Genomic DNA, 21,515 nt, shown 5'->3' on the forward strand with positions numbered 1-21,515 from the left:
GCATGAAAATCACCATTGTCTCGAAGAAGCCGCCCGGTGGTCGCTGCACGCTGTATGGCTATTACGCCCAGGTCGTCGCAGATGCCTTGGGCGGAGCCATAGAAACGACCTTTCCGGGGCCAGAGGATGAGGTCCAGCCCCCAGGATTCATGCTTGAAGACCGTCTGATCATACCCGCAGACGGCTTGATCCTATCGCCATCCGACGTGCATGATGGGCTTGGCAAGGACGGTTCGCCAAGTCTGCTGGCGCGACTGGAAGAGGCCGAAGCGCGTTTCATGGAGGAATGCGACAAATGAAAGCCGTCATCATTCTCAACGAAGGCCCCTATGGTTCGGAACGCAGCTACAACGGCATGCGGCTGGCCAATTCGCTGCGCAAGCACGATCCGCAAGGCGTCGTCATGGTTTTTCTGATGGGCGACGCCGTCAGTTGCGCCCATGCCGGACAGAAGCCGCCGGAGGGATTTTACAACATCGGCAAAATGATCCATCGCTTGATCGACAGCGGCGGGCAGGTTTTGCTGTGCGGCACTTGCATGGATGCGCGCGGCCTTGCTGAAAGCGAACTCGTGGCAAACGCCAAGCGCAGCACCTTGGACGAGCTTACCATCATTACCCTCGCCGCCGACAAGGTCTTGACGTTCTGATGGACGATCCGGTTTATCTCGACTTCAACGCCACCACGCCGGTCGATCCGGATGTCGTGGAAGCGATGCAGCCCTTCTTTCACGCCCATTTCGGCAACCCTTCCAGTGGCCATGTCTTCGGACTGAGAGCCAGGAATGCCGTTGATAGGGCGCGTGAGGAGGTGGCCGCCCTGCTCAATGCCGATGCGCAAGAAATCTTCTTCACCAGCGGCGGCACCGAAGCCAACAACATCACCATCTTGGGAACCGCTTGCGCAAATGAGGTCAAGGGGCGGATGCTGCACTCCGCCATCGAGCATCCATCCGTGACCAATCCCTGCCGCTTTCTGGCCCTCAAGGGCTGGGCGATCCAAACGCTTCCCGTCGATGAACATGGCATCGTCTCCCTTGCCGCCGCCGAGAATGCGCTTGATGCTGGCATCGCCTTGCTGTCGGTCATGCACGCCAACAACGAGACCGGCTCCTTGCAGCCGATCCGTGAACTGACGCGGCTGGCCCATGCGAAAGGGATCATGACGCATTGCGACGCCGCGCAATCCATCGCCAAATTGCCGATTGACGTCAAGGAACTGGGCATCGACGCCCTGTCTTTGGCGGGTCACAAAATGTACGCCCCCAAGGGAATCGGCGCATTGTACATCAGCAAAGGCGCGCCCATCGCGCCGATCAATTTCGGTGGCGGACAGGAACGCGGCATCAGGCCCGGCACGGAAAACGTGGCCCTGATCGTGGGGCTGGGCAAGGCCTGCGCCTTGGCTGCGGGCAGGCAGGCCGAGGATGCCAAGCGCCTGTGGAATCTGAAAGATCGCCTGTGGTCGCGCTTGCTGTCCGGCGTTCCAGGATTGTCGCTCAACGGAAGCCTGGAAATATCATTGCCCAATACGCTGAACGTGAGCTTTCCTGCTGTGGCTGGCAACGCCTTGCTGAACGCCGCCCCTGCCATCGCCGCCTCAACCGGATCGGCTTGCCATGACGGCAAAGAAGCTCCATCCTCGGTCCTGACCGCCATGGGATTAAACCGGGACAGAGCTTTGGGCGCCGTCCGGTTGACGCTGGGGCGAACGACCACCGAAAAGGACATCGATGCCGCTGCGAACGCCCTCGTCAAAGCCTGGAGGCAACTTGCCGGATAAGGAAAGCCAAGCGCCCATCCTGGCGCTCAAGAATTCGCAAGCGCCTTCCGTCTTTGAACCGGCCAATCTGTTGCGCGAAGCTAGGCGTCAGCGCGAGCTTGACCATGCCGAAGTGCCCGAGCTTTGCCTGCTCGATCCCGACGGCGACATCGTGCGTTTCCTGAAACGAACGGGACAGGCCGAAGCGGTTTCCCATTGGGCCTGCTACCATTCGCAAATGTGGCGCTTTACCTGGGAAGGCCAAGAGTTCGGCATTGTCGGCTGCGCCGTCGGGGCGCCCTATGCCGTCCTGGTGGCCGAACAAATGTTCGCCAGCGGCTGCCGCTTTCTGATCAGCATCACTTCTTCGGGACGAATTGCGCCCCTGCCCCACTCCCCTTGCTTCATCTTGATCGAGCAAGCGCTTAGGGATGAAGGAACCAGCTACCATTATCTGCCGCCATCACGCCATGTCGAGGCGGACGCGCTTGTTTTGGAACGGCTTGCTTCCTTGAAAGAAGTGCGCAGGGGAACCACCTGGACCACCGACGCCCCCTATAGGGAAACCGAAGAAGCCATCGCCGCCCACAGGAAGGATGGCATCCTCGCCGTCGAGATGGAGGCGGCGGCGCTCTACGCCTTTTCAAAGGCGCGGAACTGTCCCCTGGTCTGCTTTGCCCATGTCACCAACCAGATGGCGCAATCGGGCGACGACTTCGAAAAGGGAGACGACGGAGGAGCCATTGAGGCGTTGTCTCTGGCGTCAGCCGCAGCCAAGGCATGGATGAACTGAAATTTCAATGAAGGGATGTCGATCATGAAACAGTTTCTTATTCTGTCGGCCCTCTTCCTCTTCGCGGGCATGTCTCCAACAATGGCCCTGGCCGACGGCAAGAACGTGCAGATCGTCCATCAGGGACTTCAACTCAACGCCAATCTGACCATGGCGTCCGGCAAGTCGCTCAAAGACGGCGCGGTGCTGATCACGCATGGCACGCTGGCCCACAACGGCATGCAGATCATCGCCGCCATGCAAAAGGAGCTGGCCGGACACGGCCTTAATTCGCTGGCCATCTCGCTGGGCTATGGGCTTTCCAACCGGACGGGGATGTATGAATGCGCAACCCCGCATCGCCACATCTACACCGACGCCCTGGACGAAATCGGCGCCTGGATGGCTTGGCTGAAAACGCAGGGCGTTTCCAAGCTAGCCTTGATGGGTCATTCCAGGGGTGGCGCGCAAACCGCTTGGTTCGCCGCCGAAAGGTTTGATCCCATCATATCGAAAGTGGTCCTGCTGGCTCCCATGGTCTGGAGCGAAAGCGCCTTGAACGAGCAGTATCGCAGCCGCTTCGGCAAGGAACTAAGCGAGCCGTTGGCCAAGGCCCGCAAGATGAAAATGGGCGAGATGATGACGGCGGACTTTCTGGCCTGCCCCGACGCCCAGGTCAGCGCCGGAAGTTTTCTCAGCTATTACGCCAGCGAACCTCGTTTCGACAGCCCCGCCCTGTTGGCCCGCATCAAAGCGCCGGTGCTGGTGATAGCCGCCGACAACGACCAACTGATCAAGGGCTTGGCCGAGCGCGTCAAGCCGCTGGCCGACGGCAAGAAGATATTGCTGACGGTGATCTCTGACGCCGACCATTTCTTCAACAATTTCGCCGCCGAAGACGCCGCCGAAGCGGCGGCTAAATTCCTGAAGGATTAGGTCGGCTCGTCCTCGTCTTCGTCCTTGCCGGGTGCTGGATTGTTGAAGGGGACGGGTTCGTCGTCGTCTTCATCATCCTCATCATCGTCGTCGTCATCATCGTCGAAGACATCTTCATCTTCGTCGTCTTCTTCATCGTCGCCATCAGCGGCATCGCTATCGTCAGATTCCTGAACGGGCGCCTCGCTTGCGGCGGGCGACGATGGAGCGTTGTCCTCGGCAATCGCTTCGGGCAATCCCTCGTCGACGCTGCTTTCAACCGCCACGCTGGGCGAGGCGTCGGGAAGCGCCGCGTCTTCATGGGCCGAAGCGCCATACATCATCGGGCGCGCATCCAGCAGGCCGGAAGCCTTCAACTCTTCGACGCCCGGCAAATCTTCGGTGCTTTCCAGTCCGAAATGATCAAGGAAGGAGGGCGTCGTCACCCACATCACCGGGCGGCCCGGCACCTTCTTGCGGCCCCTGGGCTTGACCCAACCCGCTTCGAACAAAGTGTCCAGCGTTCCCTTAGACAGAGCCACGCCGCGGATTTCCTCGATCTCGGCCCTGGTCACCGGCTGGTGATAGGCGATGATGGCCAGCGTTTCCACAGCGGCGCGCGACAGTCTGCGGGTTTCCGTGCCCTCGATGCGCAAGGACGATCCCAAATCGGGCGCCGTGCGCAGCACATAGGTTTCGCCGGTCTTGAACAAATTGACGCCGCGATTGGCGTATTGGGCGCGCAGGGTTTCCAGAAGCTCTGGAATGTCGGCCTCGGGCGGCAAACGGGTGGCGATGGCCGGAATGGTCAAGGGGGCCGCCGAAGCGAACAGCAATGCTTCCACGATGCGCAAGGCCCTGAAGGAATCATAGGGCTGGTCGATATTCGGCTCGTACACCGCCTCGACATGTTGCGAAACGGCGGCGTCATCGCCAGCTTCCTCATCGCCCTCCAGGACGTCCAGGTCATCCAGCCCGTCATCGGGCGATCCGGAATCGACAATCTGTTTCAGGTCTTCGTCTTCGCTCTGGGTCATATCGGCTCTTTTGAGCTAGAAGGTTCGGGCGCAGCGCCGCCCGGACGGATGAAGATGGGTTCGAACACGCCTTCCTGGCGCAGTTCCAGCTTGCCCTGGCGGGTCAATTCCAAGGTGGCGACAAAGGACGAGGCCAGGATCGAACGGGCCAGCAGGCCGTTCTTGCCCGCCAGCAATTCCTGGGGCAGATAACTGGCCAGCGTGTGCCAGCCCGGCACCCGGCCAACCAGACGTTCCAGCCGCACCAAGGCCTCGTCGATGGCGTAAAGTTCCATCGCCTCGATGGTCATGGTCGAGGTTTGGCTGCGCCGCTTGAAATCGGAATAGGATTTCAAAAGCTCGTAAAGCGTCAGGTCGTAAACGATCAGCCGTTCCGGCGTCAGATCTTCCGGCGATCCGCGGTGAAACACGTCGATGCCGACGCGCGGCAAAGCCATCAGCCTGCGCCCGGCCTCCTGCATCGCTTCCAGGCGCTGCAATTGATAGGTCAGGGCGGCGGCCATGTCGGCAGCAGAAGGTTCCTCACCCGCCGATGGCGGTTCGGGCAGCAACAGGCGCGATTTCAGATAGGCCAGCCAAGCCGCCATCACCAGATAATCGGCGGCCAGTTCCAAATGGGTATGGCTGACCCTGGCGATGAAGGCCAGATACTGGTCGGCCAATTGCAAAATGGAAATGCGGGTCAGATCGACCTTCTGCTCGCGGGCCAGGGCCAGCAGCATGTCGATCGGTCCTTCGTAACCGGCGATGTCGATCACAAGGGTGGTGCCGTCAGCCTGCGGCTGGCGTTCGCCATCCTCTTCGAACAAACTTTCGCTCTGGTTCATTGAAGTCCCGTCAAACCGACCAATTGCTCCACCAGCCACGCGGCAGGCTCTCCCACCAAGGGTCCCAGGATGTTCACATGAAAGCCCAGGACCTGGCCAAGAAGCGGCAGGATGAACAAAACGCCCAGCAGGATCAATAAGCCTGCGCGTTCCGTGCGCGCAAATCTTATCCCCAGGGCTGTGGGCAAAAGTCCGGCCAGGATGCGCCCGCCATCCAAAGGCAGCAAGGGCAACAGGTTGAACACAGCAAGCAACACATTGATTTCGATGGAGTTATATAGATTCGCCCCCAGCCAGCGGACAGGCAGAACCCAATCTTCCGACACCTCGACATCGACCAGACGGCCCAGAAAAAGAACCGAAAACAGGGCCAGGGCCAAGTTGATTCCGGGGCCTGCGGCGGCCACCAGCACCATGCCCAGGCGGGGTTTTCGCAAATTATGGGGGTTGACGGGCACCGGCTTGGCATAGCCGAACAGCACGGGCGCGCTGGTCAGCAGAAGAATGCCCGGCAGCAAAACCGTGCCGAATGGATCGACATGGCGAAGCGGGTTGAAGGTGACGCGCCCCAGCCGCACGGCCGTTTCGTCGCCCAGTTTCCAGGCGGCGTAGCCATGCGCCGCCTCGTGCAGCGTCACAGCCAAAAGAACGGGAATGATCCAGGCCGTCACGGCCAGGACCTGAAGCCAGGAAAAATCCTCAGGCATCGGCCAGCAGCCGTTCCAGCTCCGCCACGGTGGCATCCTCATCGCTGGGCGAGAGCATGTCATAGGCCCGCTCCAGCCGATCCTGCGACGCCCTAGACAGGGGGGCGGCATGGGCCAGAACTTCTTCCATCTCGTCCATATGGCCGTTGCAATGCAAGACGGCGTCGCAACCCGCCGACAGGGCGGCCTGGGTGCGTTCGCCATAGCTGCCCGAAAGCGCCTTCATCGATAGGTCGTCGGACACCAGGACCCCCTTGAAGCCCATCGACCTGCGGATCAGTTGCGTGATGATCAAGGACGATGAGGTGGCGGGATGCTTGGCGTCGATGGCCGCATAGACGATGTGGGCCGTCATGGCCATGGGGGCGTCGGCCAGTTCCCGGAAGGGAACGAAATCGCTTTGCTCAAGGATGTCCGCTGGCGTATCGACCACCGGCAGGCGCTCGTGGCTGTCCACTCTGGCCCGGCCATGCCCTGGGATATGCTTGATCATGGGGATCACCCCGGCATCCAGGAAGCCAGCAATGGCGGCGCGGCCCAGATCGGCCACCAGCGAGGGCGAACGCCCGAAGGCGCGGTCGCCGATCACGTCATGGGCGTCGAAGGATGGAACGTCGATGACCGGGGCGCAATCGACGTCGATCCCCAGTTCGGCCAGTTCCCGCCCGATCAGCAGCGCGTTCAGACGCACGGCGGCGCGGGCCGCTTCGACATTCCGATTGGCCAACTCACCGAATACCCGGGCTGGCGGCGCTTGGCGCCAGTGAGGCGGCTTGAGGCGCTGCACCCGACCGCCTTCCTGATCAATCAGCACAGGCGCATTTCGTCCAACCGATCTGCGAAGATCGTCAACCAACGCCTTGACTTGACTTTTTGTTTCGACGTTGCGGGCAAAAAGAATAAAGCCCAAGGGCTGGGCCTTGGCAAAGAGGCGGCGTTCGGCGGCGCCCAGTTCCGCACCGGCCAAACCGACGATGGCGGCTTTGGGATCGCCGTTATTTGCGGACAACGATGCACCCCTGTTTGCGGGCGGCCAACTGATCGCACAGCGCCTTGGCGGCCTCCTTGCTGTCCAGCGACCCGGCTCGCAGACGATAGAAGATCCCCTTGGCGCCCAGGTCGGCCTTTTGCACATCCAGGCTTAAACCGCCCAACAGATCGGCATTCGCCTTCTGGATCGCCTGCCATTGGCGGGGGGCGGCGGATTCTTCCTTGATGGCGCCAAGCTGAACCAGCCAAGCTCCACCGGGCGAGGATTTGACGGCAGCGGCCTTGGCGGCGGCGTCATCGACCTTGACCGACGGCTTGGGCGGCAGGGCCGCCTTGGGCAGGGTGGGCTTTGCGCCCGGCTTCTCGTCGTCAAGCAGGGCGGGCGGCTCGACCGGCGGCGGTTCCGGCGGCGCCATATCGCGCATGCTGGGCGGGGTGGCCTTGGGCGTTTCGGTTGCCGTCACCTTGGGCAGATCGGGCAAAACAGGGGGCGGCGCAACCACCGGGGCGGGCGGCGCTTGGGGCGCTTCGGGCATCGGCAGCAGGCGTTCGACGGCGGGCTTGCCCGCCTCCTGGGCGTTGCCCATACGGTCATAGACCATCTTGTCCTGGTCGGGCACATCCATGCCGCCGGGCTGGCTGGGTTTGCTTTTGTAGGACCGTTCATCGGCCTTGACCAAGGGCACCTCGACCGAGGCCCCGCCAGAGGTTTTTGGCCCCTTGGCCATCACCCACCAAGTGGCGACGGCAGCCCCCGAGGCCAGGAAGAACAGCAAGAACCACAACAGGAAGCCCCGGCGCTTCTTGCGAGGCAGCGGGCGGGCGGACAAGGTTTCACGGTCAGACCGGCCCAGCCCGCGATCGGGCAGGATGTCCAACAGGTCCTGTCCCAATTCGGGTTCCAGGCGCTCGCGGTCGAGTTTGTCGCTCATCAGCGCATCTCCAACACAGGTTCCACCCCGAATACCTTAAGACCCGAGGCGGCCACAAGAGCCACGGCGCGCACCAAGGCTAGACGGGCCAAGGACAAATCGGGCTTTTCGCCAATCAAAAAGCGCAGTTGAGCCTCATCGCGACCCCGATTCCACAGGCCATGAAAAGCCGCCGCCAGATCGGCCAAATAGTAGGCGACACGGTGTGGTTCGTGCGACTCGGCAGCCGATTCGACCAGCCTGGGCCAGGCGGCCATCAGGCGGATCAAGGCCATCTCGTCGGCGTCTTGCAGGCTAGACAGATCGACGCCGGAAAGGGCCGCATCCGACAGATCGCGGTCCGGAAACATTTCGGCCCCGTGCCTCGCCACCGAACAGGCCCTGGCATGGGCGTATTGGACGTAAAAAACCGGGTTGTCTCGGCTTTGTTCCAGCGCCTTGTCCAGATCGAAATCAAGTTGCGCGTCGTTCTTGCGGGTCAGCATGATGAAACGCACCACGTCCTTGCCCACTTCGTCGATCAGGTCGCGAAGCGTCACGAAGGTCCCTGCCCGCTTGCTCATCTTGTAGGGTTCGCCGTTTTTCAGCAGACTCACCATCTGGCACAATTTCACGTCCAGCGAACCTTGGCCTTCGGTGATGGCTTTCACGGCGGCCTGCAAACGTTTGACGTAACCGCCATGGTCAGCGCCCCAGACGTCGATCATGACAGGAAAGCCGCGCTCGAACTTGCCCTTGTGATAGGCGATGTCGGAGGCGAAATAGGTCCAGGACCCATCCGATTTCTTGAGCGGACGATCCACGTCGTCGCCGAAGTCGGTGGCCTTGAACAAGGTCTGCGGCCTGGGTTCCCAATCGTCGGGCGTTTTTCCCTTGGGCGGTTCCAGCACGCCGGTATAGATCAGGCCGCGCTCTTCCAGATTTTTCAGCGCCGCGTCCACCGCGCCTGAATCCACCATGGCGCGTTCCGACGTGAAGACGTCGTGCTTGACGCCCAGCGCCGCCAGATCGTCGCGGATCATGTCCATCATGGCGTCGACGGCGAAAAGGCGGAAAGCCGCCAGCCATTCGGCCTCGGGCGCATTTCGCCATTTGTCGCCATGCGCCTTGGCCAGCGCTTGGCCCGCCCCTATCAGATATTCGCCTGGGTAAAGCCCCTCCGGGATCGGGCCGATATTTTCGCCCAGGGCCTCGCGGTAACGCAGATGCGCCGAGCGGGCCAACACATCGACCTGGGCGCCCGCGTCGTTGATGTAATATTCGCGGGCCACGTCATGGCCCGCCTTTTCCAAAAGCGCCGCCAGCGCGTCGCCGACCACGGCGCCGCGGGCATGCCCGATATGCATGGGGCCGGTGGGATTGGCCGAGACATATTCGACATTCACCTTCTGGCCCTTGCCGATGTCGGAATCACCCCAACTGGTCCCCGCTTTCAGAATGGCCGACAGTTGGGCGCGCCAGAAAGCATCGGAAAGACGCCAATTGATAAAGCCGGGACCCGCCACCTCGACCGACACGATATCGGGATGCTGACGCAGTTTCTCGGCCAATTGCAGGGCCAGCGCCTTGGGATTCATCTTGGCCTGCTTGGACAGCACCATGGCGGCGTTGGTCGCCATGTCGCCGTGCGCGCTGTCGCGGGGCGGCTCGACGGCAATGCGCGCCGGATCGATGTCCTTGGGAAGGATGGAAGACAGCGCATCCTTGACGACGCGCTCGAACAGTCGAAAACAATTGCTCATGGGGTAACCTGAAGATCGAATAAACGGCGATGCTCTTCCAGCGCGAAACGGTCGGTCATGCCGGCCACATAGTCGCAAACCAGAAGGGCTGTTTCGGGGGAATTCTTGACGCTGGCCCTGACCCGCCATTCCTCGGGCAGGCATTCCGGCTCGGCCAGGAACAAGGCGAACAGATCGCGCACCACGCGCCTGGCCTTGCTGGTCATGCGGTTGACCTTGTAATGCCGATACATGTGGGCGAACAGGAATTTCTTAAGCTCGCGGTCGGCTTGTTGCATCTGAACCGAAAAGCCCGCCAACGGGCGGCCCAGGGCGCGCACCTCGGCAGCGCTTCGCGGTCCAAATTCGCCGATCCTTCTTTGCGTTTCGGCCACCAAGTCTTCCACCATGGCGCCGATCAGCTCACGCACCACCGTATGGATAAGGCGGGCTTGGTCCAAGCCGGGATGCCTTGCCGCAATGTCTTCGACCATCGGCCCCACGATGGAGATCGGTTTCAGATCGTCCAGCGAGAACAATCCGGCCCTGAGGCCGTCTTCCACATCGTGATTGTTGTAGGCGATGTCGTCGGACAAGGCCGCCACCTGCGCCTCGGCCGAGGGCCAAGTCGCCAGTTCCAGATCGTGCCGCGCCTGATATTCGCCGATATAGGCCGACATCGCCCCGGTCAGCGGGCCGTTGTGCTTGACCAGCCCTTCCAACGTCTCCCAGGCCAGATTGAGGCCGTCGAAGCCGGGATAGCGGGTTTCCAGCGAGGTGACCACGCGCAGGCTTTGCGCATTGTGATCGAAGCCGCCGAAGGGCAGCATGGCTTCCTTCAGCGCATCCTCGCCCGCATGGCCGAAGGGCGGATGGCCCAGATCATGGGCCAGGGCCAGGGCCTCGGCCAGATCCTCGTCCAACTTCAACTGGCGGCTGATCGAGCGGGCGATCTGCGCCACTTCCAGCGAATGGGTCAGGCGGGTGCGGAAATTATCGCCTTCGTGATAGACGAAAACCTGGGTCTTGTATTGCAGGCGGCGGAAGGCCGCCGAATGAATGATGCGGTCGCGGTCGCGCTGAAAGGCCGATCGGGTACGGCTTTCCGCCTCGGGATAGAGACGTCCCCGGCTGTCGGCGGCCTTGCTGGCGAAGATGGCTAAATCGGATGCGTTGGGCATGGGGGGAAAGTACGCTGGCAAAGCGTGTTAGGCAACGGAATTGCCTTTCATTCCTCCAGCAGCGCCATGGCCAGGGTGGCGGCGCAAGACAGAACGGCGATTTCCCCATTTTTCAAGGCGGCGACGGCCTGTTCGCGACTAAAGAAAACCAGCTCGGTATCTTCTAAATCGCCCGAATCGGGCTGGGCGATCTGCACGGCCCCCTCAGCCATGAACAAATGGGCCTTGCAGAAGCGCCCATTGGCCCCCAGCACGAAGTCGCCCAGCTTGCGCCAGTTCTCGGCCAGATATCCTGTTTCCTCCAGCAATTCTCGCTTCGCCGCCGCCAAAGGCTCTTCGCCCGGCTCCAGCCCGCCCGCAGGCAGGGTCAGGGTGACGTCGCCCACCCCATGGCGGTAATGGCGCTCCAGGAGCAGGCGGCCATCATGGGTCCAGACGGCCATCATGGCGAAATCGGGCACTTCGATGCGCCAGAAATCCTTGACCTCACGCCCATCGGGCAGGGCGATCTCGTGGCGCCAGACGCGCAGCCTGGGATGCGCATCCAATTCCAACTGGCGGTTGGTGACCCGCCAGGGCGCATGCCTCTTGCCGCTCATCGCCGTCTCCCTATATAAAACCGCAAGACTTTTCGCATCGTTGGAGTTCCCCATGATCCGCTACAGCCTGTCTTGCAGCAAGGGCCACCTTTTCGAGGATTGGTTTGACAATATGGCCGATTACGACGCCAAGGCGGCCAAGAAGAAGCTGGTCTGCCCGGAATGCGGCGACAAGAAAGTGGCCAAGGCCCTGATGGCGCCCAGCATCGGTTCCAGCGCCGCCCAGGCCCCCGCCCCTTCCTGCGGCGTTGGCGGCGGCGGATGCGGCGGTTGCCCCATGGCGGGCATGCACGGGTAAGGGGTTTACTGGACCGTCACCGTCACCCGCCGGTTCCTGGGTTCTGAAACGCCATCCGGCGTTTTGACCAGCGGGTTGCGCTTGCCATGCGAGGACACTTCGAAGACCGAAGGCGGCGCTCCGGCCTTGATCAACAGATCGCGCACGACGCGAGCACGGTCGCGCGAGACGGCGATATTGGCCTCGTCCGATCCCACGGCGTCGGCATGTCCGGCCACCACGATATGCAAAACCGGTCGCTGCTTCATCTTGGCGATGATGCCGGGCAGCGCTTGCTCGGACGCAACCGTCAGGTCCGACGTGCCCGACATGAAATAGAGGATGAAGGTTTCGGGCGGCGGCGGCATCACGGCCAGCGCCTTGCCCCAGCCTGATTGGATTTCCTTGTCCGAAATCGCTTCGGGCGCATCGGGTTTCGAGGTGGCGCTGGAGACCGAGGTGACGGTCTGCGGCCTGTCCATCACTTGCGATCCGCCCTTGGTGACGATTTCCACCTTGCCGACTTTGCCGTCAGGATCGGGCAGCAAGACGATGCGATCGCCTGAACAGGCGCTGAGCAGCAGCAAGGCCAGCAGAGAGAAGACAAAGCGCTTATTCATCGCTGCCTCCCTCGACTTCGACCAGGAAACGCGTGCCGCGAATGCCGATGGTGGCGACCGGCGTTCGGATACTGGTACGTTCCGGCGCCAGCTTGGCGATCTGGCCGGTCAGCACCGAAAACGTGCCCTTCGCCATTCTCATGTTCAGCCCCAGCTTGTCGGCAGCCGGATCGAAGACGAAATCGTCCAGCACCAGTTTGGAATTGGGTCCCAGCGACAAGGTGGTGTCGTCCCTGAGGACCAGCCCCAGCGCCCCCTGCCCATCGGTGGCAAGCTGATCGTTCTTGAACAGATCGTCGCCCGCCTTCAGCGGCGTGCTTTTGCCGTCCCGGAACGCCGTGGCCTTGCCCTCGGCCGACTTGACCAAACCAATCGGTTCGGCGGCCTGGGCAAGCGGCCCCCAAAGGCACAAGCAGGCTGCAACAGTCAGGGTTAGGCTAAGGCAGATGGAACGCATAGAGCTTCTCCTTGCCGCATGAGCCGCGCGATGCGCGGCCTCTTTCTTTCCGGACCTATCTAACGACCGCCGCAGAGTTATTACAACCATCATTGCGAAGATGCTATAAAAACCGCCTAACAGGTAACGCTATATAATGAATTCATGGGATAAACAGGAAATTGTCAACATAAACATTTACCAAAGCGAAACAACAGCAAAATAAAAAAATCACGCACACTCAAGAAAGTCTTTTATTGAGTCTATATGCGTGTTTTCTCTCCACAAAATGTATCCCTTATCAACGCACCTAACAACTTTATCCTGTCTATCATAATCGAAAAGTGTATTCATCATATTCTTATTCTGTGCAGACTGAATAAATAGCAATATTCTTTCAATTTGATTTGCTGTTGGATGGTATTGACGCGGATGATATTTTTGGATATTAGCTCTTAGAGTATTTAATGGAATGCCTCTTCTTAGTTCAGAGTGACCGCAGAAAACTAAAGAACGAATAACCCATTTTAACAAGTCCTCTTTCTCCTCTTGTTCATGAAGTCGCGCACCATCAATACCCATCAAGCTAATGAGTTGAGCTTGATAGTCAGCACCATCCCTTGATACTTCACTTAACAAGGTTGGAATAGATATTGTCTTCTTAATTTTTCTTAATGAATTTTCCGTATTAAAAACATTATTAATCTCACAGGCACGGTAACAAACTTCACGAACTATATAAACGCTACCACAGGCCATTTTAACAAGTTTCTCTGCAAAGCCAGGGGGGAACTCAATATTTAGCTTTAGCTCTCCTTCCCGAATAACCTTTAGAAGATCATCCTCACCCCACTCATCAGCATTGATTGGCGCAACCCTACCGGTAAGATCGCGGTTCAAGTGTGCTAATCTATTTTTCTCAAGCCAAACACCAACAATTATAAATAAAAATTCTGAAAGCTCATGCAATGCCTTCAATTTAATCGCAAAGCTCTTTTGAACATCCTCTGGCAAATAGTGAAATTCTTCAATTACAACATACTTACCAATAAAAACTCGCTTCAATATCTTAACAATCTCAGCCATATCACTCAAATCAACAGGGAGGGACTCATAGGAAATCTCAGAAGCCTCCCCCGAATCAGCCCCACTACCAAAACTCCCTGCCACCTCACCAAACAAAGGTATTTTAACCTTAACACCAACCCCAGCATTTAAACCAACCTTGCCACTATTTACATCTTTGCTTGTTGTCTCAATTTTACAGTTTGCAGCCTTTAACACGGAAGCGATCAAGCTGTTAGCGGTCCATTCCGGATCGCAAACAATTACAATCTCTTCACCTGAAGAAATATGCCTCTTTCGCAAAGCCGTCTTTCCCTGCTTCGACGAACCATAAATACACAAATGCTTATCCCTAGAAAGATTCCTAATAAATTCATAATCAACAGATCTCTCTACATAGTGCAAATCATCCCCCTTCTGCCCAATACCAAAGACCGTATTTATATTCCACATTTTAGTCATTCAACACCCCGAGCCATAAATATGCGCCACCGTGAGATGCATTCCTTTTAGTGCAAAAAGAAATACGAGCCGACATGACGAAAATCCAACACAGAAAACCACACACATAACTCTAAACACTTACTCAAATGCACGCAATGCTAATGCGTCTCGCGGAGGCTGTCCTCCAGTAGAAACCACTCATTTTTTGCAAACCAATGAACCGCAGCGAGAAACCTTCACTCGCCATAAGATGCAATAATTATGAGGTGGGGGCACTTTCTTACCTCCGCCTAATATGCATATAATTTAATCACTGCCTATTTTATATTCATATCTAGCCAATAAGGTCTGTGGATTATTCCTGGCCGTCAAAGGCATTTCCCACGATTTCAATGTCTTTACGGCAACGCAGCAAACTGGCACGGCTTTTGAAATGAACTTGGCATCGCCCGGCCCGGAGCGGCTTCGACCAACCCAGGCAGGTTTTTAACAACCCGAGCGAGCCCTTCACCCAGGATGTTCCGATGGTGGATAGGCCGCCGCAAAAGTGGGGACCTAACGATGAAGTTCGTAATGGCCATCATCAAGCCCTTCAAGCTCGACGAGGTTCGCGAAGCTCTGATGCCTTTGGGCATCCAGGGCCTGACCGTCAGCGAAGTGAAGGGCTTCGGACGTCAAAAAGGGCAAACCGAAATCTACCGTGGCGCCGAGTACATGGTGAATTTCCTGCCCAAGGTGAAAATCGAAGTCGCGGTCAACGACGAAATGGCTGATCGCGTGGTAGAGGCCATTCAAGGCGCTGCCAACACCGGCAAGATCGGCGACGGCAAAGTGTTCGTCTTCGACCTCAAGTCCGCCGTGCGCATCCGCACCGGCGAGACCGACGCCAGCGCTCTTTAGGAGAATCGAAATGAGCTTCAAGATGCCCCGTACCCTTACCAGCGCAGCGGTTGCCGTTCCGGCCCTGCTGGCCTCGGCGCTCGCCTGGGCCGAGGAAGCCGCTCCCGCAGCCGCCCCCGCCGCCGAAGCCGCAGTTGAAGCCGTGGCCGAAGCCGCAGCGGCCGCCGCTCCCACCCTCAATTCGGGCGACACTGCCTGGATGCTGGTTTCCAGCATTCTGGTTCTCATGATGCTGATCCCCGGCCTCGCCCTCTTCTACGGCGGCATGGTGCGCAAGAAGAACGTGCTGGCCATGCTGATGCAGAACTTCATGGCGGCTTCGCTGCTGTCGGTGGTCTGGTTCGTCATCGGCTATTCGCTGGCCTTCACCGAAGGCAACGCCTTCATCGGCGGTTTCGGTCGCCTGATGCTGGGCGGCGTCGATCCCAGCACGCTGTCGGGCACCATTCCCGAGACCGTGTTCGCCATGTTCCAGGGCACCTTCGCCATCATCACCCCGGCCCTCATCATCGGCGGCTTCGCCGACCGCATGAAGTTCGGCCCGATGCTGGCATTCCTGGTTTTGTGGATGCTGGGCGTCTACATCCCCGTCGCCCACATGGTTTGGGGTCCGGGCGGCTTGATGCTGGGCATGGGCACGATGGACTTCGCTGGCGGCACGGTGGTGCACATCAATGCCGGCGTGGCTGGCTTGGTGGCCGCCATCGTCATCGGCAAGCGCAAGGGCTACGGCACCGAACATCTGGCTCCGCACAACTTGGTGCTGTCGATGATCGGCGCCTCGATGCTGTGGGTCGGCTGGTTCGGCTTCAACGCCGGTTCGGCTCTCTCGGCGGGCGGTCTGGCTGGCTATGTCATGGCCAACACCCACCTTGCCACCGCGGCTGCGGCCGTGGCCTGGACCTTCGGCGAGTGGATCTTGAAGGGCAAGCCCAGCCTGCTGGGCGCCGTGTCGGGCGCGGTGGCCGGTCTGGTCGCCATTACCCCGGCCTGCGGCTTCGTCGATCTCAAGGGCGCTTTGATCATCGGTCTGCTGGCCGGTCTGATCTGCCTTTGGGGCGTCACTGGCCTGAAGCACATGTTCGGCTATGACGATGCGCTGGATTGCTTCGGCGTCCATGGCGTCGGCGGCATCCTGGGCGCCATCCTGACCGGCGTGTTCGCGGTGTCGACCATTGGCGGCGAAGGCAAGAGCGGCCTGATCGACGGCAATGCCGGACAGGTGGTGACGCAGCTGATCAGCGTCGCGATCACCATCGCCTGGACCGCCATCGGCAGCTTCGTGATCTTGAAGGTTCTCGATCTGACCGTGGGCCTCAGGGTTTCGGAAGAAGCCGAACGCGAAGGTCTCGACTTGGCTTGCCACGGCGAAACCATCCACAGCTAAGCCATTACTCCCTCCAACTCAGAACGGGGAGGCCCAAAAGGCCTCCCCACTTTTTTTAGCATTTGATTATCGACGGGCGGTTGAATTGCCCCTCTGGTCTTAGAGACATTCCAAAGGTAACCTGGACAGGAAAATGCGGGCGATATATCGATCCGCAAACATAAAGACTTGGACGGGATATGTTTGACACAGATAGTGGCTCACTCAGGGCCGGGGGTGACTCCTCCGCCTCCAAGGGGCGTTTGCGCCGATCCTTGAGGCTGTCGATTTCCAAAACCATGCTGCTGATCTTTCTGGCGATCATCTGCCTGTCTGGCGCCGCCGTCGTGATCGTCGGGAATTGGGTTCAGGACCGTTCGGTCCATGAGATCGCCGCAGCGGAATCCAAGCGCACGGCGGGACTGATCTTTCAGCATCTCTATTCCGTCATGCGCAAGGGATGGACGAGCGAGGAAGTCAGGGATGTCATCACGCGCATCAACGCCACCTTGCCAGATGTCCATGTCTTGGTGGTGCGCTCGGAACAGGTCGCCCGGCAATTTGGGGAAGACGACGAAAACCGCAAGCTGCGCCTGCAAGACGCCATCGTCGCCCAGTCTCTGGCCGATGGCCAGGAACGGCTGATTTCAGAGGGCGAAACGCTTAGGTTCGTTTACCCCCTGCCGGTCCAGGACGAATGCGTCGGCTGCCACAGCAACGCCATGCCAGGATCGATCAACGGCGTGATCGACATTCATTTTCCAGTCAGCAAGCTGCGCGTTCCCCTGGAATTCACCATGCATACGGTGATCAGCGTTTTTGTCGTCGTCTTCCTGGTGCTTTTCGTTCTCGTGCTGGCCAATGTCCGCTTTCTGATCGCCAAGCCGATCATCAAACTGACGCAGGATATCGACGCCATCGTCAAGAGCCACGATCTGACCAAGCGCGCCCAGGGGCGCTCATTTCTGTGGCTGCACGAAGTTCGTTCGCTGGCGGGCAACTTCAACCGGATGATGGCGAAGCTGCAGCACAGCCATGAAGAACTGTCGAGACTGTCGATTACCGACCCGCTGACCGGGCTGAAGAACCGTCGCCACTTCGAGGAACTGTTTGCCGAGGAGCTTCTGCGGGCCGAAAGATATCGCCATCAGGTGGCGTTGATCATGATCGATCTGGACGGATTCAAGGCCGTCAACGACACATGGGGCCATGCGGTGGGTGACGAGATACTAAGACGCGTCGCTCATGTCATGTCCTCGCATGTGCGCACAGTCGATATCGTGACGCGCCTGGGCGGCGACGAATTCGCCGTGCTGGTGCCTGAAACCGGACGCGAGGGAGCCGCCAATCTGGCGGCCAAGCTGTCCGAACTGATTTCGGCGCAACGAATCGAAATGGACGGCGGCAAATTCGCGTCCGTGGGCGCCAGCGCCGGTATAGCCACCTATCCCGAAGACGGGGCCAGCCAGGAAGATGTAAAGAAATGCGCCGACGACGCCATGTATGAGGAAAAGAAGTTACGCAAGGCCAAGCACCAATAAAAACAGGAGCGCAGAGTAATGTCTGAGAATACAGAGGAAAGCCCAGTCGCAAATAGCGTTCAAGGCCCCACGGACGAAGCCGGGCGTGCCTTTGCCGGCCTGTGTTGGTCCCAGGTGGCGCAGCGTCTAGCCGTTCTTCAGGGAGGAATTGATGACGAACAGGAATCCAGCGGCACACTGCCCTTTTTTCTTTCGAAAGCCTTCATGGCTCGATTCAAGAATGTCGTACTGAATTTCGTTGTCCCCGCGATGATTGAAAAGAGCCAGGCTTTCGTCGTGCGGGCGGCCAGCCAGCGTCCAGGACTTTGCGAAGCCTATCTCATCAATGTCTTTGAGGATCCAAAGAATCAGCTTGTTCTGAACGATATGTGGCTTGCCGCTTGGGCGGTCGTTACCGTTCCAAAGAAAATACCACCCAAGCCGGAAGAGAAAAGCCTTAAGGACAAATTTAGAATCGGACAGAAGACGACCGCCGTTCAGGGCAAGTCTTTGCCGACCATGACGTTGGAACAATGGCAGGCGACCTCCAAAAGAATTCAGGCTTCGAACGCGCGAGTTAAAGCCTTTCTGCAGGAGGTGTTGGCCGAAAGGCCAGGGTATCAAGCCCCCCGCGAAGAAGACCTCCCTACGCTTTGCAGCCTTTTCGTCCGCAGCAACGAGGAACTGCAAAAGCAGATAACCGCCTTGCGTCAAATCGTTGAACAAGGCGGAAATATCGGCACGGCATATGATCTATATCAGAAGAACAAGAATATCGATTTGGCTCTGGTTTCTGCCTGTTACCAGTATCCACATCATTTCTTCGACATGGAAAAGAAATACCTCAAGATCATGCTGGCAGGCACGCCAGAACGCGAACGCAAGGATCGACTGCCTTTGACGATTCGTTATTTGTCCGATTTGTTGACGCCATAGCCATGGCGCCGCCACAGAGTCCCGCCTAGCCTACCAGCGCTTCTGCGGCGGACGGCGCGCCGGGCCCGTGGAAGCCGAGGCCTTTTCGTCCTTGTGACGGAAGTTGATGCGGGCCTTGGTCAGGTCGTAGGGGGTCATTTCCACGGTCACGCGATCACCCGCCAGAATGCGGATGCGGTTCTTCTTCATGCGGCCCGACATATAGGCCATCACTTCATGGCCGGTATCCAGCTTTACCCGAAAATGAGCGTCGGGCAGTACTTCGTCGACGATGCCGTCGAACTCGATCAGGTCTTCCTTTGCCATTTAGGCACCTTTCAAACCGAAAGGGGCGGCCTTTCAGCCGCCCCTTGGTTTATGCGTCGCTCTTAGAGCGCCTTCAGATTGGCAGCAGCCATCTTTCCGGTCTTGCCGCGCTCGAGGTCGAAGGAAACCTTCTGACCTTCGTTCAGGCCGCGCAGACCAGCGCGCTCAACCGCCGAGATGTGCACGAAAACATCGGCCCCACCTTCGTCAGGCTGAATGAAACCAAAACCCTTAGTGCCATTGAACCACTTAACAGTACCAGTCGCCATAATTGCCTCCAATACAGGCGTTACCTACGCACGACATGTGCGTAGACATCAAACTCAGTCTTGGAGAAGTCAGGTAGGTAGCCTTGAAGGCACTGCCGGAAAAACGCCAACGAATTCGATTGACGGTAATATATGGCGGCTGTCGGCTTTTCACAAGCAAAAAAAGGCCGGGTAGATTTACCTACCCGGCCCAAATCAATGGCTTGCACTCTGATTTCAGGCGGAAAAGGCCTGAATGCCAGTCTGCGCCCGGCCCAGGATCAGGGCATGGACGTCATGCGTGCCTTCATAAGTGTTCACAGCTTCCAGATTCATCACATGGCGGATGACGTGGAATTCGTCAGCCACGCCATTGCCGCCATGCATGTCGCGGGCAACGCGGGCGATTTCCAGCGACTTTCCGCAACTATTGCGCTTTATCAGAGAGATCATCTCGGGGGCCATGCGGTTCTCATCGAACAGACGTCCCACCCGCAGGCAACTTTGCAGCCCCAGCGTGATCTCGGTCTGCATATTGGCCAGCTTCCACTGGATCAACTGATTGGCCGCCAGGGGGCGACCGAATTGCTTTCTGTCCATCGTATATTGGCGTGCCGCCATCCAGCAGAATTCGGCGGCGCCCAAGGCACCCCAGGCAATGCCGTAGCGGGCACGGTTCAAACAGCCGAAGGGACCCTTCAAGCCTTCCACATTGGGCAGCAAGCTGTCTTCCGGCACTTCGACATTGTCCATGACGATTTCGCCGGTGATCGAGGCGCGAAGTGAGAACTTGCCCTCGATCTTGGGCGCGCTCAATCCCTTCATGCCACGCTCCAGCACGAATCCGCGGATGACGCCGTCCAGTTTCGCCCAAACCACGAAAACATCGGCGATCGGCGAATTGGTGATCCACATCTTCGAGCCGTTCAGCACATAGCCGCTGGCTGTCTTGACGGCGCGCGTCTTCATGCTGCCGGGGTCGGACCCGTGATCGGGTTCGGTCAGACCGAAACAGCCCACCCATTCGCCGGTCGCCAATTTGGGCAGATACTTCATGCGCTGCTCTTCGGTGCCGTAGGCGTAGATCGGATACATCACGAGGCTGGACTGCACGCTCATGGCCGAACGATAGCCCGAATCGACGCGCTCGACCTCGCGGGCCACAAGGCCGTAGGCGACGTAATTGGTGGCGGCGCAGCCGTATTTTTCGGGCAGGGTCGATCCCAGAAAGCCCAACTCGCCCATTTCATTCATGATGGCGCGGTCGAACTTCTCGTGGCGATTCGCCTCGATGATGCGCGGCATCAGCTTGTCCTGGCAGTAGGCGCGGGCCGCGTCCTGAATCAGCCGTTCGTCCTCGGTCAACTGATCCTCGAACAGGAAGGGATCCTCCCACTTGAAGCCGGACTTGGGTGCAGACATTGTTCTTCTCTCCTTAATCGGGAATGACGGCGGTGGCTTCCAACTCGATCTTGCCGGGATGATCCAGCAGATCGGACACGAAAATCATGCTCATGCAAGGGTAATGATGCCCCATCTGCGCTTTCCAGATGCGCCCCAGATCGGGCCTGGCGGCCAGATAGGCGTCCCGGTCGCAGCAAAATGCGGTTATCTTGCAAATGTCTTCCGGCTTTCCACCGGCGGTCCTGACCAGCGACAGGATGTTCTTCAGCGCCTGTTCGAATTGCGGCGCGATCTGGTCCGAGGCGAAGGTCTCGGTTGCGCTGTCCCAGCCCACCTGCCCAGCCAGGAACAGCACCCGGCCCTTGGCGGCCAGGATGGCGTTTGAATAGCCTTTGGGCTTCGGCCAGCCCTCAGGAAGAATCGTCTCATGCATCTTACGCTCCCCTGCCCTGTCCAATTTCCGTTGTTTCCTGCCTTGACGGCTAATTCGGTATTGTGGTACGTCTTTGCATAATATTACGGGGGACAACGCCTCCCGTCAAGGCAGACAT

The 21,515-nt window shown here is 58.8% G+C and carries 25 protein-coding genes; 10 read left to right on the forward strand and 15 right to left on the reverse strand.

The features are described 5' to 3' along the window. Window positions 1-2 precede the first annotated feature (2 nt). Genes HQL44_02030 through HQL44_02050 form a run of 5 tightly spaced genes read left to right on the forward strand, consistent with a single transcriptional unit; the run spans window position 3 to window position 3,469 of the window. Window positions 3-299, forward strand: a complete 297-nt coding sequence (locus HQL44_02030; GenBank protein MBF0267348.1) for a hypothetical protein — start codon at window positions 3-5, stop codon at window positions 297-299. Next, window positions 296-649 (forward strand): DsrE family protein, encoded by a 354-nt coding sequence (locus tag HQL44_02035; GenBank protein ID MBF0267349.1) that lies wholly within the window; start codon window positions 296-298, stop codon window positions 647-649. The genes HQL44_02030 and HQL44_02035 overlap by 4 nt, the downstream gene beginning before the upstream one ends. Further along, window positions 649-1,782, forward strand: coding sequence for a cysteine desulfurase (locus HQL44_02040; protein MBF0267350.1), 1,134 nt, complete (start codon window positions 649-651; stop codon window positions 1,780-1,782). The genes HQL44_02035 and HQL44_02040 overlap by 1 nt, the downstream gene beginning before the upstream one ends. After that, window positions 1,733-2,554, forward strand: coding sequence for a nucleoside phosphorylase (locus HQL44_02045; GenBank protein MBF0267351.1), 822 nt, complete (start codon window positions 1,733-1,735; stop codon window positions 2,552-2,554). Before HQL44_02040 ends, HQL44_02045 begins: the two co-directional genes overlap by 50 nt. Window positions 2,555-2,578: 24 nt before the next feature. Next, a complete protein-coding gene (locus HQL44_02050) occupies window positions 2,579-3,469 on the forward strand; it encodes an alpha/beta fold hydrolase (protein MBF0267352.1) in 891 nt (296 codons plus the stop codon). On the opposite strand, the gene scpB is transcribed toward HQL44_02050, so the two are convergent. The 8 genes from scpB to HQL44_02090 are packed head-to-tail and all read right to left on the reverse strand — an operon-like array spanning window position 3,466 to window position 11,442. Then, on the reverse strand, window positions 3,466-4,485 hold the full coding sequence (scpB, locus tag HQL44_02055; GenBank protein MBF0267353.1) for an SMC-Scp complex subunit ScpB: 1,020 nt from the start codon (window positions 4,483-4,485) through the stop codon (window positions 3,466-3,468). The two genes, HQL44_02050 and scpB, sit on opposite strands and share 4 nt — an antisense overlap. Next, window positions 4,482-5,312 carry a segregation/condensation protein A gene (locus HQL44_02060; GenBank protein ID MBF0267354.1) on the reverse strand — a complete coding sequence of 277 codons (831 nt, stop codon included), beginning with the start codon at window positions 5,310-5,312 and terminating at the stop codon, window positions 4,482-4,484. The genes scpB and HQL44_02060 overlap by 4 nt, the downstream gene beginning before the upstream one ends. Further along, window positions 5,309-6,019, reverse strand: coding sequence for a site-2 protease family protein (locus HQL44_02065; GenBank protein MBF0267355.1), 711 nt, complete (start codon window positions 6,017-6,019; stop codon window positions 5,309-5,311). Before HQL44_02065 ends, HQL44_02060 begins: the two co-directional genes overlap by 4 nt. Next, window positions 6,012-7,028, reverse strand: coding sequence for a beta-N-acetylhexosaminidase (gene nagZ / locus HQL44_02070; GenBank protein ID MBF0267356.1), 1,017 nt, complete (start codon window positions 7,026-7,028; stop codon window positions 6,012-6,014). Before nagZ ends, HQL44_02065 begins: the two co-directional genes overlap by 8 nt. Further along, window positions 7,015-7,941 (reverse strand): SPOR domain-containing protein, encoded by a 927-nt coding sequence (locus HQL44_02075; GenBank protein ID MBF0267357.1) that lies wholly within the window; start codon window positions 7,939-7,941, stop codon window positions 7,015-7,017. Before HQL44_02075 ends, nagZ begins: the two co-directional genes overlap by 14 nt. Then, complete coding sequence (locus tag HQL44_02080; GenBank protein MBF0267358.1) at window positions 7,941-9,683, reverse strand: arginine--tRNA ligase; 1,743 nt, start codon at window positions 9,681-9,683, stop codon at window positions 7,941-7,943. Before HQL44_02080 ends, HQL44_02075 begins: the two co-directional genes overlap by 1 nt. Then, window positions 9,680-10,843, reverse strand: a complete 1,164-nt coding sequence (locus HQL44_02085; protein MBF0267359.1) for a deoxyguanosinetriphosphate triphosphohydrolase — start codon at window positions 10,841-10,843, stop codon at window positions 9,680-9,682. The genes HQL44_02080 and HQL44_02085 overlap by 4 nt, the downstream gene beginning before the upstream one ends. A gap of 47 nt (window positions 10,844-10,890) precedes the next feature. Continuing rightward, window positions 10,891-11,442 (reverse strand): NUDIX hydrolase, encoded by a 552-nt coding sequence (locus HQL44_02090; protein MBF0267360.1) that lies wholly within the window; start codon window positions 11,440-11,442, stop codon window positions 10,891-10,893. A gap of 52 nt (window positions 11,443-11,494) precedes the next feature. Between HQL44_02090 and HQL44_02095 the strand changes: the two genes are divergently transcribed. Continuing rightward, window positions 11,495-11,740 (forward strand): DUF1178 family protein, encoded by a 246-nt coding sequence (locus tag HQL44_02095; protein MBF0267361.1) that lies wholly within the window; start codon window positions 11,495-11,497, stop codon window positions 11,738-11,740. Between the two features lie 5 nt (window positions 11,741-11,745). On the opposite strand, the gene HQL44_02100 is transcribed toward HQL44_02095, so the two are convergent. The 3 genes from HQL44_02100 to HQL44_02110 form a co-directional block, all read right to left on the reverse strand. Next, on the reverse strand, window positions 11,746-12,339 hold the full coding sequence (locus tag HQL44_02100; GenBank protein MBF0267362.1) for an OmpA family protein: 594 nt from the start codon (window positions 12,337-12,339) through the stop codon (window positions 11,746-11,748). Beyond that, window positions 12,332-12,796, reverse strand: a complete 465-nt coding sequence (locus tag HQL44_02105; GenBank protein ID MBF0267363.1) for a FecR domain-containing protein — start codon at window positions 12,794-12,796, stop codon at window positions 12,332-12,334. The genes HQL44_02100 and HQL44_02105 overlap by 8 nt, the downstream gene beginning before the upstream one ends. A 210-nt stretch (window positions 12,797-13,006) precedes the next feature. Next, window positions 13,007-14,302, reverse strand: coding sequence for a hypothetical protein (locus tag HQL44_02110; protein ID MBF0267364.1), 1,296 nt, complete (start codon window positions 14,300-14,302; stop codon window positions 13,007-13,009). 543 nt (window positions 14,303-14,845) lie between these two features. On the opposite strand from HQL44_02110, the gene HQL44_02115 reads away from it, so the two are divergent. The 4 genes from HQL44_02115 (at window position 14,846) to HQL44_02130 (ending at window position 19,006) form a co-directional block, all read left to right on the forward strand. Beyond that, complete coding sequence (locus HQL44_02115) at window positions 14,846-15,184, forward strand: P-II family nitrogen regulator (GenBank protein ID MBF0267365.1); 339 nt, start codon at window positions 14,846-14,848, stop codon at window positions 15,182-15,184. Window positions 15,185-15,206: 22 nt separating this feature from the next. Further along, complete coding sequence (locus tag HQL44_02120) at window positions 15,207-16,571, forward strand: ammonium transporter (protein MBF0267366.1); 1,365 nt, start codon at window positions 15,207-15,209, stop codon at window positions 16,569-16,571. Between the two features lie 278 nt (window positions 16,572-16,849). Beyond that, window positions 16,850-18,091 carry a GGDEF domain-containing protein gene (locus tag HQL44_02125; protein ID MBF0267367.1) on the forward strand — a complete coding sequence of 414 codons (1,242 nt, stop codon included), beginning with the start codon at window positions 16,850-16,852 and terminating at the stop codon, window positions 18,089-18,091. Between the two features lie 18 nt (window positions 18,092-18,109). Continuing rightward, the gene (locus HQL44_02130; GenBank protein MBF0267368.1) at window positions 18,110-19,006 is read left to right on the forward strand and encodes a hypothetical protein; all 897 of its coding nucleotides are present in this window, start codon (window positions 18,110-18,112) and stop codon (window positions 19,004-19,006) included. 30 nt (window positions 19,007-19,036) lie between these two features. Here the strand turns inward: HQL44_02130 and infA are convergent, their stop codons facing one another. The 4 genes from infA to HQL44_02150 form a co-directional block, all read right to left on the reverse strand. Continuing rightward, on the reverse strand, window positions 19,037-19,312 hold the full coding sequence (infA, locus tag HQL44_02135) for a translation initiation factor IF-1 (protein ID MBF0267369.1): 276 nt from the start codon (window positions 19,310-19,312) through the stop codon (window positions 19,037-19,039). Between the two features lie 62 nt (window positions 19,313-19,374). Then, window positions 19,375-19,581: a cold-shock protein gene (locus tag HQL44_02140; GenBank protein MBF0267370.1), complete on the reverse strand. Its 207-nt coding sequence runs from the start codon at window positions 19,579-19,581 to the stop codon at window positions 19,375-19,377. Window positions 19,582-19,797: 216 nt separating this feature from the next. Then, a complete protein-coding gene (locus HQL44_02145) occupies window positions 19,798-20,982 on the reverse strand; it encodes an acyl-CoA dehydrogenase (GenBank protein ID MBF0267371.1) in 1,185 nt (394 codons plus the stop codon). Between the two features lie 13 nt (window positions 20,983-20,995). Next, on the reverse strand, window positions 20,996-21,397 hold the full coding sequence (locus HQL44_02150) for a RidA family protein (protein MBF0267372.1): 402 nt from the start codon (window positions 21,395-21,397) through the stop codon (window positions 20,996-20,998). Between the last annotated feature and the right edge of the window lie 118 nt (window positions 21,398-21,515).

This window comes from Alphaproteobacteria bacterium (assembly GCA_015231795.1).
Lineage (GTDB): Bacteria > Pseudomonadota > Alphaproteobacteria > Rhodospirillales > WMHbin7 > WMHbin7.